The organism is Methylobacterium sp. P5_C11, from assembly GCF_054049775.1.
Genome location: NZ_JBFULS010000028.1, coordinates 17,434 through 34,147, shown reverse-complemented (window position 1 = coordinate 34,147; position 16,714 = coordinate 17,434). Strand labels below are relative to the sequence as shown.

Sequence of the window (16,714 nt, the reverse complement as noted above, 5' to 3'; positions counted from 1 at the left end):
ACGGTGGAAACGGGGGGCTGGCCTGCGGTTTGCGGGTCTTGAGCCCTGTCGGCCGTGGAGCCACATTGACCCCATCGCGGGCCGCTCGCTAAGAGCGCCGCACACGATCATGCCGCAAGCCGGGAGCGCCGCAAGACGGCGCTCGCCTTCGGCCGGACATAAGCGAGACTCAGCCCATGCTGCAAGACGCCGCCGCGAATGCCCCCGAGCCCGCCGCTCCGGAGCCGTGGGCAGAGCCCGTCGCGACGGCGCTGCTGGTGCTCGCCGACGGGACCATCCTGGAGGGCTTCGGCATCGGCCAGACAGGCGTCGCCGACGGCGAGGTCTGCTTCAACACCGCGATGACCGGCTATCAGGAGATCCTGACGGACCCGTCCTACGCCGGGCAGATCGTCACCTTCACCTTCCCGCATATCGGCAATGTCGGGACCAACGACGAGGATCTCGAGAGCCTGGAAGCGGCGCCGGCCTCGGGTGTGCGCGGCACCGTGATCGCTTCGGCGGTTACGAAGCCGTCGAACTGGCGCTCGTCCTCGCATCTCGACGGCTGGCTCAAGGCTCGCGGGATCGTCGGCATCACCGGCGTCGACACGCGGGCGCTCACCGCCCGCATCCGCGACCAGGGGATGCCGAACGCCGTGATCGCCAACGATCCGGAGGGCAGGTTCGACCGCGAGGCTCTCAAGGCCCGCGCGGCCGCGCTGGCGCCCATGGAGGGGCTCGACCTCGTGCCGCCGGTCACGAGCCGCGCGCCTTCAGAATGGTCTGAGACCGTGTGGGCGCTGGGCAACGGCTACGGCCAGCGCGCCAAGGGCGAGGGCCTGAAGGTCGTCGCCATCGATTACGGCGTGAAGCGCAACATCCTGCGGCTCCTCGCCCAGGCCGGCTGCGACGTCACCGTGGTCCCGGCCACCACCACCGCCGACGAGATCCTGGCGATGAAGCCGGACGGCATCTTCCTGTCGAACGGCCCCGGCGACCCCGCCGCCACCGGCGCCTACGCGGTCCCCGTGATCCGCAGGCTTCTCGACGAGAAGGTCCCGACCTTCGGCATCTGCCTGGGGCACCAGCTGATGGGCCTCGCCCTCGGCGGCCGGACCGTGAAGATGGGCCAGGGCCACCACGGCGCCAATCATCCGGTGAAGGACAAGACCACCGGCAAGGTCGAGATCGTGTCGATGAACCACGGCTTCGCGGTGGATCCGGGGAGCCTTCCGGAAACGGCCGTGGAGACCCACGTGTCGCTGTTCGACGGCTCCAATTGTGGCCTGACCCTCACGGACCGCCCGGCCTTCTCGGTGCAGCACCATCCCGAGGCCTCGCCGGGGCCGCGGGACAGCCATTACCTGTTTGAGCGCTTCGTGACTCTGATGCGCTCCGGCGCGCCGGAGACAGCGACGCGGGATTGAGGCCACGCCCTGGCGCGATCCCATTCGAGCCCTGCCGGGGCCATAAAATCCGCCGAATCCGCCGGCTTAAGGAACCCCAAGACAGGCCGTGCGCGGCGACGCATCCGCGTCCGCCGGCACAGGCGCCGTCGCAGGGGATAGCCGGATGACCATCGACGAGGCGCGCGACGATTTCTCCCGCCTGCACCGCACCTTCACGTTCCATCTCGGCATCGCGGTGAGCCTGTCGTGGCTGACCGCCCTCTACGCTGCGTTCTATGCCCCGTGGGTGCGCAACATCCGGGCTCTGATCGATCCGACCGGCGGCTTCGACCGGGTGGAGAGCACGGTCTCCTACCTGTTCGCCCTGCCGGCCGTCCTCGCCCTCGCCTGGGTCTCGCTGTATTTCGGCCGCGAGGCTCTGCGCCGCGCGCAGACGCTCCCCAACGTGGCCCTGGAATTCGCCGCCGCCGCCGTGGTGGCCTTCGGGGTGTTCTACCTGTCGATCGACCGCGCGCTGGCCGCACTCTACGCCGGCTTCTGAGTCTCCCACACGCAACGGGTGCAAAGCCGAGGCTGCGTATGCCTCACGGCCTTCCAATGCGCCCGTCGCCCGTGTAAACGCAGGGCTCAACGACAATCCCGCCACGCGCGTCCGGGAGCAGGGCTGAATTCAGCCCTGCCCGATCGGGCGCGCTTGGCCTGAGAAGGCCGCAGATGCCCAAGCGCACCGACATCTCCTCGATCCTGATCATCGGTGCGGGTCCGATCATCATCGGACAGGCCTGCGAGTTCGATTATTCCGGCACCCAGGCCTGCAAGGCGCTCCGCGAGGAGGGCTACCGGATCGTCCTGGTGAACTCGAACCCCGCGACCATCATGACCGACCCGGACATGGCGGACGCGACCTACGTCGAGCCGATCACGCCCGAGATCGTCGCCAAGATCATCGAGAAGGAGCGCCCCGACGCGATCCTGCCGACCATGGGCGGCCAGACGGCGCTCAACTGCGCCCTGTCGCTGCAGAAGATGGGCGTGCTCGCCAAGTACGGCGTGCAGATGATTGGCGCCACCGCGGAGGCCATCGACAAGGCGGAGGACCGGAGCCTGTTCCGCGACGCCATGACCAAGATCGGCCTCGACACCCCGAAATCGGCGCTCGCCAACGCCTCCGCGGCGAAGAAGGCCGACCGCCAGGCCTATCTGGCCGAGATCGCCCGGATCGAGGCGGGCAACACCGATCCGGCGGCGCGCCAGGCGGCCCTGGCGGCCTACGAGAAGAGCTGGGCGGCGGGCGAGACCGAGCGGCGCAAGCGCTACGGCGAGCACGCGATCGGGCAGGCGCTGATTGCCCTCGCCGAAGTCGGCTTGCCGGCGATCATCCGGCCGTCCTTCACCATGGGCGGCACCGGTGGCGGCATCGCGTACAACCGCGAGGAGTTCCTCGACATCGTCGAACGCGGCATCGACGCGTCGCCGACCAACGAGGTGCTCATCGAGGAAAGCGTGCTCGGCTGGAAAGAGTACGAGATGGAGGTCGTCCGTGACCGGAACGACAACTGCATCATCGTCTGCTCCATCGAGAACATCGACCCGATGGGTGTGCACACCGGTGATTCGATTACCGTCGCACCGGCGCTGACGCTCACCGACAAGGAGTACCAAGTGATGCGCGACGCATCGCTGGCGGTGCTCCGCGAGATCGGCGTCGAGACCGGCGGCTCCAACGTGCAGTTCGCGATCAACCCGGAGAACGGGCGCATGATCGTGATCGAGATGAACCCGCGCGTGTCGCGCTCCTCGGCACTCGCCTCGAAGGCGACGGGCTTCCCGATCGCCAAGGTCGCAGCCAAGCTCGCGGTCGGCTACACCCTGGACGAGATCGCCAACGACATCACCGGCGGCGCGACTCCGGCCTCGTTCGAGCCGACGATCGACTATGTCGTCACCAAGATCCCGCGCTTCGCCTTCGAGAAATTCCCGGGCGCCGAGCCGACGCTGACCACCGCGATGAAGTCGGTGGGCGAGGCCATGGCGATCGGCCGCTGCTTCGCTGAATCGCTCCAGAAGGCCCTCCGCTCGCTCGAGACCGGCCTGACCGGCCTCGACGACATCGAGATCGAGGGGCTCGGCAAGGGCGACGACCACAACGCCATCAAGGCGGCCATCGGCACGCCAACCCCGGACCGGCTGCTCAAGGTCGCGCAGGCCCTGCGCCTGGGCGTCAGCCATGAGCAGGTCTACGCCTCCTGCAAGATCGATCCGTGGTTCCTGGAGCAGCTTCAGGCGATCATCGACCTGGAGAACCGCGTGAGGACCCACGGCCTGCCGAAGACGGCCGGCGCCTTCCGTCAGCTCAAGGCCGCCGGCTTCTCGGATGCCCGCCTCGCGGTGCTGGCCAAGGCCGACGAGGCCGCCGTCAGCGCGGCCCGGCGCGCCCTGGCCGTGCGCCCGGTCTACAAGCGGATCGACACCTGCGCGGCCGAGTTCAAGTCGCCGACCGCCTACATGTACTCCACCTACGTGGCGCCCTTCGCCGGCACGGTCGCCGACGAGGCGTTCCCGAGCGACCGCAAGAAGGTCATCATCCTCGGCGGCGGCCCGAACCGGATCGGTCAGGGCATCGAGTTCGACTATTGCTGCTGCCACGCCTGCTACGCACTGTCGGATGCCGGCTACGAGACCATCATGGTCAACTGCAACCCGGAGACGGTGTCGACCGACTACGACACCTCCGATCGGCTCTACTTCGAGCCGCTCACCGCCGAGGACGTGCTGGAGATCATCGAGACCGAACGGCAGGCCGGCACCTTGCACGGGGTGATCGTGCAGTTCGGTGGCCAGACCCCGCTGAAGCTCGCCCGCGCCCTCGAGGCCGCCGGCGTGCCGATCCTCGGCACCTCGCCCGACGCCATCGACCTCGCCGAGGACCGCGATCAGTTCAAGCGCCTCCTCGACCGCCATGGCCTGAAGCAGCCGAAGAACGGCATCGCCTATTCGGTCGAGCAGAGCCGGCTGGTGGCTGCCGATCTCGGCCTGCCCTTCGTGGTGCGCCCGAGCTACGTGCTGGGCGGCCGCGCCATGGCGATCATCCGCGACGAGACGCAGTTCGCCGACTACCTCCTCGACACCCTGCCGAGCCTGATCCCGTCGGACGTCAAGGCCCGCTACCCGAACGACAAGACCGGCCAGATCAACACGGTGCTGGGCAAGAACCCGCTCCTGTTCGACCGCTACCTGTCGGACGCGGTCGAGATCGATGTCGACGCGGTCTGCGACGGCAAGGACGTGTTCATCGCCGGCATCATGGAGCACATCGAGGAGGCCGGGATCCATTCCGGCGATTCGGCCTGCTCCCTGCCGCCGCGCTCCCTATCGCCTGAGATCATGGACGAGCTGGAGCGTCAGACCAAGTCGATGGCGCTGGCGCTCAACGTCGTCGGCCTGATGAACGTCCAGTACGCCATCAAGGACGGCACGATCTACGTGCTGGAGGTGAACCCGCGCGCGTCACGGACCGTGCCGTTCGTCGCCAAGGTCATCGGCGAGCCGATCGCCAAGATCGCGGCCCGCATCATGGCGGGCGAGGCCCTCGCGACCTTCGGCCTGAGGCCCAAGACCCTGGCGCACATCGCCGTGAAGGAAGCGGTCTTCCCGTTCGCCCGCTTCCCCGGTGTCGACGTGCTGCTCGGCCCGGAGATGCGCTCCACGGGCGAAGTGATCGGGCTCGATGCCAGCTTCGGCGTGGCCTTCGCCAAGAGCCAGCTCGGTTCCGGCACGCAGGTGCCGAAGGCAGGAAGCGTGTTCGTCTCGGTGCGCGATGCCRACAAGGCGCGCATCCTGCCGACCATGAAGCTCCTGTCCGATCTCGGCTTCTCGATCCTGGCGACCGGCGGCACGCAGCGCTATCTCGTCGAGAACGGCGTCCCGGCCGAGCGGATCAACAAGGTCCTCGAAGGACGGCCCCACGTCGTCGACGCGATCAAGAACGGCGGCATCCACCTCGTCCTCAACACCACCGAGGGGGCCGGCGCCCTGTCGGACTCGCGCTCCCTCCGGCGTGCGGCCCTCTTGCATAAGGTGCCGTATTACACCACTCTAGCGGGCGCGATGGCCGCGGCCGAGGGGATCAAGGCCTATCTAGAAGGCGATCTCAAGGTCCGCGCGTTGCAGGAATACTTCGCGGCCTGAGCCTCAGGGTTCCGCTGACTTCATTTCGTGGCCCGGAGGGAGTGCTACACTCTCGGCCGGGCCTCTTCATTGTGGCGCGAGACGATGGCGATAGACAAGGTTCCGATCACGGTGCGCGGCTTCGCAGCCCTCGAAGAGGAGCTGAAGCATCGCCAGCAGGTGGAGCGCCAGCGGATCATCCAGGCGATCGCGGAAGCCCGCGCGCTCGGCGACCTGTCGGAGAACGCCGAATACCACGCCGCCAAGGAGGCGCAGTCCCACAATGAGGGCCGCGTCATGGAACTGGAGAGCATGATCGCGCGCGCCGAGATCATCGACGTCACCAAGCTCTCGGGCAACAAGATCAAGTTCGGCGCCACCGTGAAGCTCGTCGACGAGGACACGGAGGAGGAGAAGACCTACCAGATCGTGGGCGAGCCGGAGGCCGACGTGCGCTCCGGTCGCGTCTCGATCACCTCGCCGATCGCCCGCGCGCTGATCGGCAAGGGCGTCGGCGATACCGTCGAGGTCACGACGCCGGGCGGCGGCAAGTCCTACGAGGTCGTCGCCGTCCAGTTCGGCGGCTGAGCGCTATGCGCCCGCGTTCCTGGAGCCGGCTCGCCGGCGTCGCACTCGGCATGGTCGCCACCGCCGCGGCGGCGGACGGTTTTCCGCCCACCGCCCGGTTCTCCGACATCCGCGTCGATGTCCGGCCGCTGCTCGACAAAGGCGGCGGTCTCCAGGCGGAGGCGCTCGCGGCCGACCTGACCGAGGCCCTCCGGAAGACCTTCGCCGATCGGATCGGCGGTCCCGGGCCGCGTCTCGTCGTGGTGGTGAGCGGCCTGTCGCTGCGGTCCTATGTCGGAAGCGGCGCGCGGCCCGGCTTGGGCGGAAACTTCCAGACCGACTATCTGGAGGGCGAGGCGCTGCTCGTCGGACCGAAGGGGCAGGTGCTCGGACGGCACCCGCAGATGACCGCGACGCCGTCGAGCTCCGGCGGCGCCTGGTACGATCCGCAATTCGAGGGTCGGCGGCTCGCCGCCATCGCCGACATCTATGCCCAGTGGCTCGCCCGGGACCTGCCGCGGGAGTAAAGCGGAGCGCGAGGACGGCCGAGGCCGTAGCGAGCGGTCTGTTCAAGGTGTACCGCTGTCGACTGCCCCCCGAGGATGCGCGTGGCAATCGTCTCCCGCAGGGACATGGGCCGTATCGCGGCCGTCGTGACGGGCGGCGGACACGGGGGATCGGGCGCGCGGCGTCGGTCGACCCGAAGACCGGGGCGGGCGAATTGAAGCGGGTTTCCTGAGCGAGGAGCATGGCAAGCATCGACGCGCCGGAGGCGAGACCCGCCCCGCTCGGCCCCTTGGAGGTGCGGTCCGAGCATCTGCCCGAACTCTCCCGCGCCCGCGCCTGGATCGTCACAGACGGCAAGGCCGGCGACGAGAACCAATGCGTCGGGATCGCCGAGACGCTGGGCCTCGCCTTCGAGACACGGCAGGTACCGGCCTCCGGTCCGTTCGGCTGGATGGCGCCCTGGGGACCGATCGACCCCCGCGAGGGACCCCGCCGTCGTGCCGGCGCTCTGTCGGGTCCTTATCCGGATGTCCTGATCGCCTCGGGACGACGGTCCGTGCCCTATCTCCGGGCCGTCCGCCGCGCCACCGGCGGACGCACCTTCACGGCGTTCCTGAAGGACCCGCGCACCGGCGCGGACAGCGCCGACTTCATCTGGGTCCCCGATTACGACGACCTGCGCGGCCCCAACGTCTTCACCACGCTGACGGCGCCCCACCTCGTCACCGCCGCGCGGCTGGCCGCGGCTCGCGCCCGACCGGACCCGCGCCTCGCGCGCCTCGACGGCCCGCGGGTCGCGGTCCTCGTCGGCGGCGACAGCCGGCACCTGAGCTACCGCAAGACCGACATGATCCGCCTCGTCGAGGATCTGCGCGGGCTGGCCGGTCAAGGCTGCCGCCTGATGGTGACGATTTCGCGCCGGACGCCGAACCCGCTCCGGGACGCCGTGAAGGCGCTGGCCGCCGAGACCGGCGGCTTCCTCTGGGACGGCAGCGGCGACAATCCCTACGTCGCCATGCTGGCACTCGCCGAAGCGATCGTGGTGACCTCCGATTCGGCCAACATGGTCAGCGAGGCCGTGGCCACCGGCGCGCCGGTCCTGCTGTTCGACCTGCCCCGCACCTATATCCGGCATCGGCGGATGTTCGCCGGCCTGGCGATCGCAGGGGCGCTCCGACCGTTCACCGGTCAGTTGGCGAATCTGACGTACAAGCCGATCGACGCAACGCCGGTGATCGCGCAGGCGCTCGCCGACGCCTATGATGCGCGCCGCGCGGCCGGCCCGGCCTGAGGAGACCGAGACAGATGGCCCACACCCACGCCAAGCTCGTGATCGTCGGCTCGGGACCCGCCGGCTACACGGCGGCGATCTACGCGGCCCGCGCCATGGTCGAGCCGCTGCTGATCTCCGGCTTCCAGCCCGGCGGCCAGCTCATGATCACCACGGATGTCGAGAACTATCCGGGCTTCGCCGAGGCGATCCAGGGTCCCTGGCTGATGGAGCAGATGCGCCTCCAGGCCCAGCATGTCGGCACCCGGATCGTGTCGGAATACATCACGAAGGTCGATCTCAAGCAGCGGCCGTTCCGCCTCGAGGCGGATTCCGGCGAGACCTATTCCTGCGACGCGCTGATCATCGCCACGGGCGCCCAGGCCAAGTGGCTGGGGCTGCCCTCCGAGGCGGCCTTCCAGGGCGGTGGCGTCTCGGCCTGTGCCACCTGCGACGGGTTCTTCTTCCGCGGCAAGGAGGTGGTCGTGGTCGGCGGCGGCAACACCGCGGTCGAGGAGGCGCTCTACCTCGCCAACATCGCCAGCAAGGTTACGGTGGTCCATCGTCGCGACACGTTCCGGGCGGAGCGGATCCTGCAGGAGCGCCTGTTCAAGCATCCGAACGTCGAGGTGCTGTGGCACCGGGAGGTCGCCGAGATCTGCGGCGTGCAGAAGCCTGCGCCGGCCGTCACCCATGTCCGGCTCAAGGATCCGCGCTCGGGCGAGATCAGCGAGGTGAAGGCCGACGGCGTGTTCGTGGCGATCGGCCACCAGCCGGCGACCGCGATCTTCGAGGGGCAGCTGCCCATGCGCCACGGCGGATACCTGACGGTGAAGCCCGGCACCACCGAGACGGAGATCCCGGGCGTGTTCGCAGCGGGCGACGTGACGGACGACGTCTACCGTCAGGCGATCACCGCGGCCGGCATGGGATGCATGGCGGCGCTGGAGGCCGAGAAGTTTCTCGCCAACCTCGATATCGGTGAGAGCCCGGTTCAGGCCGCCGCAGCGGAATGACCACGGTTCCGGTCTCCGCGGACGGAGACCGGAGCGACCCTTTCAACAACTTCCCGCTGCTTCTGCTTGCGCTGGACCATGCGCCGTGTGCATAGGGGTGCTGACTGCGCCGGGATGCACTGATTGCATGCCCGCGCGGTGCTGCGGGCGGCCATCCGCCCCCGGGACCGCGCAGCTTGCCCGGTGATCTGCCCGCCGCATCACGTGCCGGTTTCTCCCGGGCGCGGAGAGCGGGGCCGCGCTGGTAGGGGTTCTTGCCTTGGACTGGGATAAGATCCGGATCTTCCTCAACGTCGCCGAGGCGGGGAGCTTCACCAAGGCGGGGGACGATATCGGGCTCAGCCAATCGGCAGTGAGCCGTCAGATCAGCGCCCTGGAGCGGGAGCTGAAGGCGCCGCTGTTCCACCGCCATGCCCGCGGCCTCCTCCTGACCGAGCAGGGTGACCTGCTGTTCCGCGCCGCTCGGGACATGAAGCTGCGCCTGGAGAACACCCGGGCACGTCTCGTCGAAACCTCCGAGCGCCCGACCGGCGACCTGAAGGTGACCACCACGGTGGGCCTCGGCACGTCCTGGCTGTCACAGCGGGTGGGCGAATTCCTCGATCTCTATCCGGATGTGCGCATCGAGCTGATCCTCACCAACGAGGAACTCGATCTGGCCATGCGTGAGGCCGACGTGGCGATCCGCATGCGGCGGCCGGCCCAGCCGGACCTGATCCAGCGGCGGCTGTTCACCGTGCACTACCACGCCTTCGCGAGCCCGGATTACGTCAAGCGCTTCGGCGAGCCCAAGACGATCGAGGAACTCGACGACCATCGCCTCGTCTCGTTCGGCGGGAACGAGCCCTCCTACCTGCTTGCCGCCCATTGGCTGGCCGATGCCGGCCGCGAGGGCCGGGACCGGCGCCAGGTCCACCTCACGGTGAACAATATCGGCGCCCTGCAGCGCGCCATGGAGGCGGGGGCCGGGATCGGGATCCTGCCCGACTACGCCGTGGATGGCGGCCAGCAGCTCGTGCAGGTGCTGCGCGAGACCGAGATGCCGAGCCTGGAGAGCTATCTCGTCTATGCCGAGGAGATGCGCTCGGTCGCGCGGGTCCAGGCGTTCCGGGATTTCCTGGTCTCGAAGGCTCAGCGCTGGACTTACTGAGGCCGGCTTCGCCGGCGCTCAGCATCGCGCGTGGCGGGATCAGACGAAGAGGCGCTCGCCCTCCAGGCCCTTGTACAGGCCCGCGACCTGCTCGCCGTAGCCGTTGTAGATCAGCGTCGGCACCCGCTGGTCCGTTCCGAGGACGCGCTCCGTCGCTTGGCTCCAGCGCGGATGCGGCACGGCCGGGTTCACGTTCGCCCAGAAGCCGTACTCGGAGGCCTGGAGCCCCTCCCAGAAGGTCTTCGGCCGCTCGGCGGTGAACGAGACCTTCACCAGCGACTTCGCCGACTTGAACCCGTACTTCCACGGGACCGCGACGCGGATCGGTGCGCCGAACTGGTTGGGCAGCGGCTTACCGTAGATCCCAGTCACCACGAAGGCGAGGTCGTTGCCGGCCTCGGCGAGCGTCAGGCCCTCGGTATAGGGCCAGGGGTAGAAGAAGGCCCGCTGGCCCGGCGCCATCGCCTTGTCCATGAAGGTCTCGAAGCGGATGTACTTCGCGCCGGAGGCGGGCTTGGCGAGCGCCACGAGCTTCGCCAGCGGGAAGCCGGTCCATGGCACCGCCATCGACCACGCCTCGACGCAGCGGTGGCGGTACAGACGCTCCTCCAGCCCGACCTTCCGGATTAGGTCGTCGACGCCGATCTCGAACGGCTTTTCCACGAGGCCGTCGATCTTCAGCGTCCAGGGCTGCGTCTTGAGGGCGTTCGCCGCCGGCAGGACCGTCTTCGACGTCCCGAACTCGTAGAAATTGTTGTAGTCGGCGCTGAAGCGCTCCGGCGTCAGGGGCCTGTCGAGGGTGTAGGCGGGATTCTGCGGCGCCGGGTACAGCGTCGGGTCGCCCGCGGCCGCCAGGGCCTGACGGCCGCCAAGGAGCGAGCCGGCCGCGAGCCCGGCCGCGCCGCCGATCAGGGACCGGCGGTTGAGGAAGACGGTCTCCGGCGTCGCCAGATGCTCCGGAATTTCCCAACCGCGTCTGCGCTTGATCAACATCGCCGTCTCCTCGGATATCCTGCGCGGACAACCCACAGATCGCTCGGGGGCGACAGGGGCGCAAACGCCGCAGTCTCCCCTTTCGACGACCGGCGCCCAGGGTTACGTGGCGGGAGAGCGGCGGCGCGACGCAGGCACGGAGCGTGTTCCGCCGCCCGACGATCAGGGCGGGGGAACGTCGTCGCGCAGCATCCGCCGCAGAACCTTGCCGACATTGGTCTTGGGCAGCGTGTCGTGGACCACCACGCGGCGGGGCACCTTGTAGCCGGTGAGCTGGGTGCGCGCATGCGACCGCAGGGCGTCGGCCGTGACCGTCGGATCCTTCAGGACGACATGGGCCACCACCATCTCGCCGGTCTCTTCGCTGGGCGCGCCGACCACCGCGCATTCGAGCACGCCGGGATGGGCGGCCAGGACATCCTCGACCTCGTTCGGATAGACGTTGAAGCCGGAGACGAGGATCATGTCCTTCATCCGGTCGACGATCTTGAACTGCCCGTCCGCCTGCATCACCGCGACGTCGCCCGTACGGAAGAAGCCGTCCGGGGTCATGGCGCGGTCCGTCTCCTCCGGCCGGTTCCAGTAGCCCCGCATGACCTGCGGACCACGCACGCAGATCTCGCCGGCCTGCCCCGCGGGGACGGGCTGCCCGGACACGTCGCGGATCGAGACTTCGGTCGAGGGCAGCGGAAACCCGATGGTCCCCGAGAAATCCCGCATCCCCAGCGGGTTGACGCACACCACCGGGGACGTCTCGGACAGGCCGTAGCCTTCGATGATCGTGTTGCCGGTGAGCGCCCGCCAGCGCTCGGCCACCGCCCGCTGGACGGCCGTGCCGCCGCCGACCACGAAGTCGAGGTTCGCGAAGTCCACCGTGCCGATCTTCGGATGGTTGATGAGTACGTTGAACAGCGTGTTCACGCCCATCAGGTGGGTGAAGCGGGTGCGGCTCAGCGTCTTCACCATGCCGTCGCAGTCGCGCGGATTGGGGATCAGAAGGCATGATCCGCCGCTGCGCATGAACTGGAAGAAGCAGGCGGTGAGCGCGAAGATATGGTAAAGCGGCAGTGCCGTGACCACGCAGCGCGGGACGCTCGGATCCTTCGAGTTGAACCAGACCTGCGACTGCTCGACATTCGCCATGATGTTGCGGTGGCTGAGCATCGCGGCCTTGGCGATGCCCGTGGTGCCGCCGGTGTATTGCAGGAAGGCGAGATCCTCCGGTTCGACCGGGATCGCGGTCCGTTTCATGGATCGTCCCCGCCGCAGGACCGTGGCGAAGGGCGTTGCCAGACCGTCCGGCAACCGGAACGGCGGGACGGCCTTGCGGACGTGCTTGCTGGCGAGGTTGATCACCTGACCCTTGACGCCGAGCCCGTCGCCGGGACCGACGAGGACGACCCGGTCGAGGGTGACGTCCGGCAGCGCCGCCGCGACGGTCGCGCCGAAGTTCTCCAGGACGATCAGGATCCGCGCGCCGGAATCGTTGATCTGCTGCGCGCATTCCCGGGGCGTGTAGAGCGGGTTGGTGTTGACCACCGTTCCCCCCGCCAGCAGAACGCCGAAGATCGCCACCGCATAGGCCGGCACGTTCGGCAGCATGATCGCGACGCGGTCGCCCTTTTTCAGGCCCTGTCCCTGCAGCCAAGCCGCGAGGTCGCGCGCCTGCTGGCCGAGGGTCGCGTAGGTCAGGGTCGAACCGAAGCACAGCATGGCCGGCCGGTCCCCGAAGGCGGCCATGCTGGTCTCGAACAGGTCCACCAGGGTCCCCAGGCTGGCGACCTCGATCTCCGCCGGAACCCCGGCGGGGTACGAGGCCAGCCACGGCCGGTTCGAACTTCCGTCGCCCACCACCCCCGGTCCGGCCGTGGCGGCTCGAGCGCCGTGTGCGATCACGTTCGCCTCATGCATCGCGATGCCTCCCGCGGGCACGGCTCTCTAGGGCCGAGTCCCGCAACGCCCGACTCTCCGGAGACTCTGCGGGAAGCGACGCCGGCCCGCAAGGCGAGGGCTTCAGGGCTTCGGACGATGCCGGCGCACTGTCGCCAGCGCCGTGTGCGGCAGGGCCGCGGCCACCAGGAGGAGCGCTGCGAGCCCGGCCTCGTCCGCGCGCAGAGCCCGGCGGGGCCAGGGGCCGAATCCCAGGTCCCCTGCGAGGCCGATCAGGGCGGCGCCGAACCACAGCGCCAGGAAGGCCAGCGCCGCGAACCCGACCCGGCGCAGGCGCGGCCGCAGCGGTCGGTTCGCCGCGATCGCGAACAGGCCGAGGATGCCGCCGAACAGCGCGGCGGCGATGCCGGCCCCGAGGCCGTAGGCGAGCCACAGGGGCTGGTGCGTGAGGAACGCCATGCCGCCGGTGGCGAAGGCGCCGCGCAGGATGAGGCCGCCGAAGGTCGGATAGAGCCCGGCCGCGGCGAGCGCCACCGCCCCGGCGAGGCCGAACAGCACCCGTCGCGGGACGGAGGCAGGCCCAGAACCCGCCGCCACCCGTGCGAGATGCCCGAGCCCGTAGACGAGTGCGAAGGCGAAGAGCGGGTAGCGGCCGATGAAGTAGCCGAAGATCCAGGGCTCGAGGGCCTCCGGCACGGCGTCGCGCTGGCTCATTCCGGTCAGCGCGACGATCGCCAGGGCGGCCAGCATGGCGAGGATCGGGCTCGACGCCGCCAGCAGGCCGCCGGCGGATCCCCGTGCCGCAGCGCCGGGACGCGCCGGATCGCGCGAAGAATCGGCGTAGGCCGCCATGCTTCGGTCCCCCGGGACGGGCATCGCGTGGCGGACCGTCGGCGCGATCCTAGCGGGCCTCGTAATGGTCGTGGATCAGCCGGTCGAGGAGGCGCACGCCCCATCCGGCGCCCCAGCTGCGGTTGATCTCGCTGGCATTCGACGACATCGCCACGCCGGCGATGTCGAGATGCGCCCACGGAACGTCCTCGACGTAGCGCTTGATGAAGGAGGCCGCGGTGGCCGCGCCGCCGTGGCGGCCGCCGGTATTCTTCATGTCGGCGAACTTCGAATCGATCGCCTTGTCGTAGGCCGGGATCAGCGGCATCCGCCAGACCTTCTCCCCCGTCGCCTCGCCGGCGGCGTGGATGTTGGCCGCCAGCGCGTCGTCGTTCGAGAACATCCCGGCGATGTCCTGGCCGAGCGCGACGATGATCGCGCCCGTAAGCGTCGCCAGATCGACCAGCGCCTTGGGCTTCGTGCTGCGGATGACGTGGGTGATCACGTCCGCCAGGACCAGCCGGCCCTCCGCGTCGGTGTTGATCACCTCGATCGTCTGACCGGACATCGAGGTCAGGATGTCCGAAGGACGGTAGGCGTTGCCGTCCGGCATGTTCTCCACGATGCCGATGGCGCCGACGACGTTGCAGCGGGCCTTGCGGGACGCCAGGGCGTGGAGCGCGCCGACCACGGCGGCGGCGCCGCCCATGTCGCCCTTCATGTCCTCCATGCCGCCGCCGGGCTTGATCGAGACGCCGCCGGAATCGAACACGACGCCCTTGCCGATGAAGGCCACGGGCGCCTCGGCCGCGGGGCCGCCGTTCCAGCGCATGATCACGATCCGCGGCTCGCGGGCCGAGCCCTGCGCCACCGCGAGCAGCGCGCCCATGCCGAGGTCCCGCATCCGGGCCGGCTCCAGCACCTCGATCTCGACGCCGAGCTTGGCGAGTTCCGAGGCGCGGCGGGCGAATTCCGCCGGGAAGAGCACGTTCGGCGGCTCGTTCACGAGGTCGCGGGCCAGGATCACGCCCTCGGACAGGCTCCGGGCACCCTCGCCCGCGCGGGTCGCCGCGCCGTGATCGGCGAGCAGCAGGGTCAGGGCGGTGCCGGACTTGTCGTCGGCGTCGGGCTTCTTCTTGGTCTTGTAGCGGTCGAACGTGTAGGTGCGCAGGCGCGCCCCGAGGGCGAATTCGCCGGCCTGCGCCGCCGTGACGGTCGCGCCGGGCCAGTCGAGCAGGACCCGGGCGGTCCGCCCCGCCACCTTGCCGGCAGTGAACCCGCCGAGCGCCGGCCAGTCGGTCTTGGCGCGGTCCTTGTCGGAGCCGAGGCCCACCACAACCAAGCGATCGGCACTGACCCCCGCGGGAGCCGGGAGGGTCAGGGCGCTGAGGGAGCGGCCCTTGAACTTCTCCGAGGCCGCAGCGCGGGCCACGAGATCCGCGCCCGCGGCGCCCAGGGCATCCCGGGCCGCCGATCCGAGGGCGAGGTCGTCGCCGACAAAGACCACGAGATCGCCGGATCCGCCAGGACCCTGGCCGCCCTGCTCCAGGGGACCGAAACCGATCTCGATACCGTCCGCCATACCCGTCGCCCTGCCCGTTATCCCGGAGCCGTACTACGCACCCGCACGTCGCCGTGCCGGCCATCCGCCCTGTGTAGCCGCTGATGCGGAGAACGCAACGCGGCGCGAAAGCCCTGGAATCGCCCCTTTTGTCGGGTCCCTGCCGCCCCGAGGGCGCGCGAGGACGAGCGGGACTGCCGGGCCGATGAGGCAGATCGAACGCTACATCTTTCGGATCGCCCTGGGCGCGACCCTTGCCTGCCTGATCGGGCTGACCGGCACGATCTGGTTGACGCAGGCCCTGCGGGAGCTCGATCTCGTGACCGCCAAGGGCCAGACGCTGCTGGTCTTCCTGTTCGTCACCGGCCTGTCGCTGCCGACGCTCGTGGTGGTGATCGCCCCTGTCGCGCTGTTCATCGGCACGATCTACGCCCTCAACAAGCTGAACGGCGATTCCGAGCTGATCGTCATGTCGGCGGCCGGGATGCCGCCGCGCTCGCTGCTGCGCCCCTTCCTGACGCTGGCGCTGATCGTCAGCTTCCTGACCGGGTTCCTCGTCGTTGTCGTGATGCCCGCGAGCTTCCAGGAGTTGCGCGACGTCATCACCCGGGTCCGCGGCGACTTCATCGCGAACGTCGTCAAGGAGGGGCAGTTCACCCAGCTCGACAACGGGATCACCTTCCACTTCCGCGAGCGCGGGCCGGGGGGCACCCTGAAGGGCCTGTTCATCCAGGACCGCCGGGAGGCCGGCAAGACCAAGGTCTACCTCGCCGAGCGCGGCAACGCGGTCGAGGTCGACGGGCAGAGCTACCTGATCCTGGAGAACGGCAGCGTCCACCAGCAGCAGAAGGACTCGCGCGATTCCTCGATCCTGACCTTCGAGCGCTACACGATCGACCTCGCGGCCTTCGCGCCCCCGGATTCGGACACGATCTACAAGCCCCGCGAGCGCTCCACGGCGCAGCTCCTGTTCCCGGACCAGACCGAGGGCTACTACAAGCTCCAGAAGGGCCGCTTCAGGGCCGAGCTGCACGACCGGCTCTCCACCTGCCTGTACCCGCTGGCGCTGGTCTTCATCGCCTTCGCGGCGCTCGGCGACCCGCGCACCACGCGCCAGGGACGTGGGCTCGCGGTCGCCGGCGCGATCGTCGCCGTCGTGGCCCTGCGCATCGGCGGATTCGCGGCGGTGAGCGCCGCCGCGCGCAGCCCGGCGGCGGTCGCGGCGGTCTACGGCGTGCCGCTGCTGGCGATCGTGCTGTCGAGCCTGCTGATCTTCTTCGGGCCGGGCGTTCGTGCGTTCAACGCCGCCCTCGCCCGCCGGCTGCGGGCTCTGGTCCGCGGCCCGCGCCTCGCACCGGCGGCCTGACCCGA

The 16,714-nt window shown here is 69.4% G+C and carries 13 protein-coding genes; 9 read left to right on the top strand and 4 right to left on the bottom strand.

Annotation, left to right across the window (positions count from 1 at the left end):
• The first annotated feature begins 176 nt into the window (after nt 1-176).
• From carA to ACXJKQ_RS15970, 8 genes are all read left to right on the top strand, one after another.
• A complete protein-coding gene (carA, locus tag ACXJKQ_RS16005; RefSeq protein WP_457106719.1) occupies nt 177-1,409 on the top strand; it encodes a glutamine-hydrolyzing carbamoyl-phosphate synthase small subunit in 1,233 nt (410 codons plus the stop codon).
• A gap of 145 nt (nt 1,410-1,554) precedes the next feature.
• Nucleotides 1,555-1,932: a hypothetical protein gene (locus ACXJKQ_RS16000; protein WP_457106718.1), complete on the top strand. Its 378-nt coding sequence runs from the start codon at nt 1,555-1,557 to the stop codon at nt 1,930-1,932.
• A gap of 173 nt (nt 1,933-2,105) precedes the next feature.
• A complete protein-coding gene (gene carB / locus ACXJKQ_RS15995) occupies nt 2,106-5,579 on the top strand; it encodes a carbamoyl-phosphate synthase large subunit (protein WP_457106717.1) in 3,474 nt (1,157 codons plus the stop codon).
• Nucleotides 5,580-5,669: 90 nt separating this feature from the next.
• Entirely contained in the window at nt 5,670-6,146 is a 477-nt protein-coding gene (gene greA / locus ACXJKQ_RS15990; protein WP_457106745.1) for a transcription elongation factor GreA, read from the top strand.
• Between the two features lie 5 nt (nt 6,147-6,151).
• Nucleotides 6,152-6,652: a hypothetical protein gene (locus tag ACXJKQ_RS15985; RefSeq protein WP_457106716.1), complete on the top strand. Its 501-nt coding sequence runs from the start codon at nt 6,152-6,154 to the stop codon at nt 6,650-6,652.
• A 221-nt stretch (nt 6,653-6,873) separates the two neighbouring features.
• On the top strand, nt 6,874-7,923 hold the full coding sequence (locus tag ACXJKQ_RS15980; RefSeq protein ID WP_457106715.1) for a mitochondrial fission ELM1 family protein: 1,050 nt from the start codon (nt 6,874-6,876) through the stop codon (nt 7,921-7,923).
• A 14-nt stretch (nt 7,924-7,937) separates the two neighbouring features.
• Entirely contained in the window at nt 7,938-8,918 is a 981-nt protein-coding gene (gene trxB, locus ACXJKQ_RS15975; RefSeq protein ID WP_457106714.1) for a thioredoxin-disulfide reductase, read from the top strand.
• Nucleotides 8,919-9,177: 259 nt separating this feature from the next.
• Nucleotides 9,178-10,068 (top strand): LysR family transcriptional regulator, encoded by an 891-nt coding sequence (locus ACXJKQ_RS15970; protein WP_091779385.1) that lies wholly within the window; start codon nt 9,178-9,180, stop codon nt 10,066-10,068.
• Between the two features lie 39 nt (nt 10,069-10,107).
• On the opposite strand, the gene msrP is transcribed toward ACXJKQ_RS15970, so the two are convergent.
• From msrP to ACXJKQ_RS15950, 4 genes are all read right to left on the bottom strand, one after another.
• On the bottom strand, nt 10,108-11,061 hold the full coding sequence (gene msrP / locus ACXJKQ_RS15965; RefSeq protein WP_457106713.1) for a protein-methionine-sulfoxide reductase catalytic subunit MsrP: 954 nt from the start codon (nt 11,059-11,061) through the stop codon (nt 10,108-10,110).
• 162 nt (nt 11,062-11,223) lie between these two features.
• Complete coding sequence (locus ACXJKQ_RS15960) at nt 11,224-12,972, bottom strand: AMP-binding protein (RefSeq protein ID WP_457106712.1); 1,749 nt, start codon at nt 12,970-12,972, stop codon at nt 11,224-11,226.
• 102 nt (nt 12,973-13,074) lie between these two features.
• On the bottom strand, nt 13,075-13,803 hold the full coding sequence (locus tag ACXJKQ_RS15955; protein ID WP_457106711.1) for a hypothetical protein: 729 nt from the start codon (nt 13,801-13,803) through the stop codon (nt 13,075-13,077).
• A 49-nt stretch (nt 13,804-13,852) separates the two neighbouring features.
• Complete coding sequence (locus tag ACXJKQ_RS15950; RefSeq protein ID WP_457106710.1) at nt 13,853-15,364, bottom strand: leucyl aminopeptidase; 1,512 nt, start codon at nt 15,362-15,364, stop codon at nt 13,853-13,855.
• Between the two features lie 184 nt (nt 15,365-15,548).
• On the opposite strand from ACXJKQ_RS15950, the gene lptF reads away from it, so the two are divergent.
• Nucleotides 15,549-16,709 carry an LPS export ABC transporter permease LptF gene (lptF, locus tag ACXJKQ_RS15945; RefSeq protein ID WP_457106709.1) on the top strand — a complete coding sequence of 387 codons (1,161 nt, stop codon included), beginning with the start codon at nt 15,549-15,551 and terminating at the stop codon, nt 16,707-16,709.
• Nucleotides 16,710-16,714: the final 5 nt, after the last annotated feature.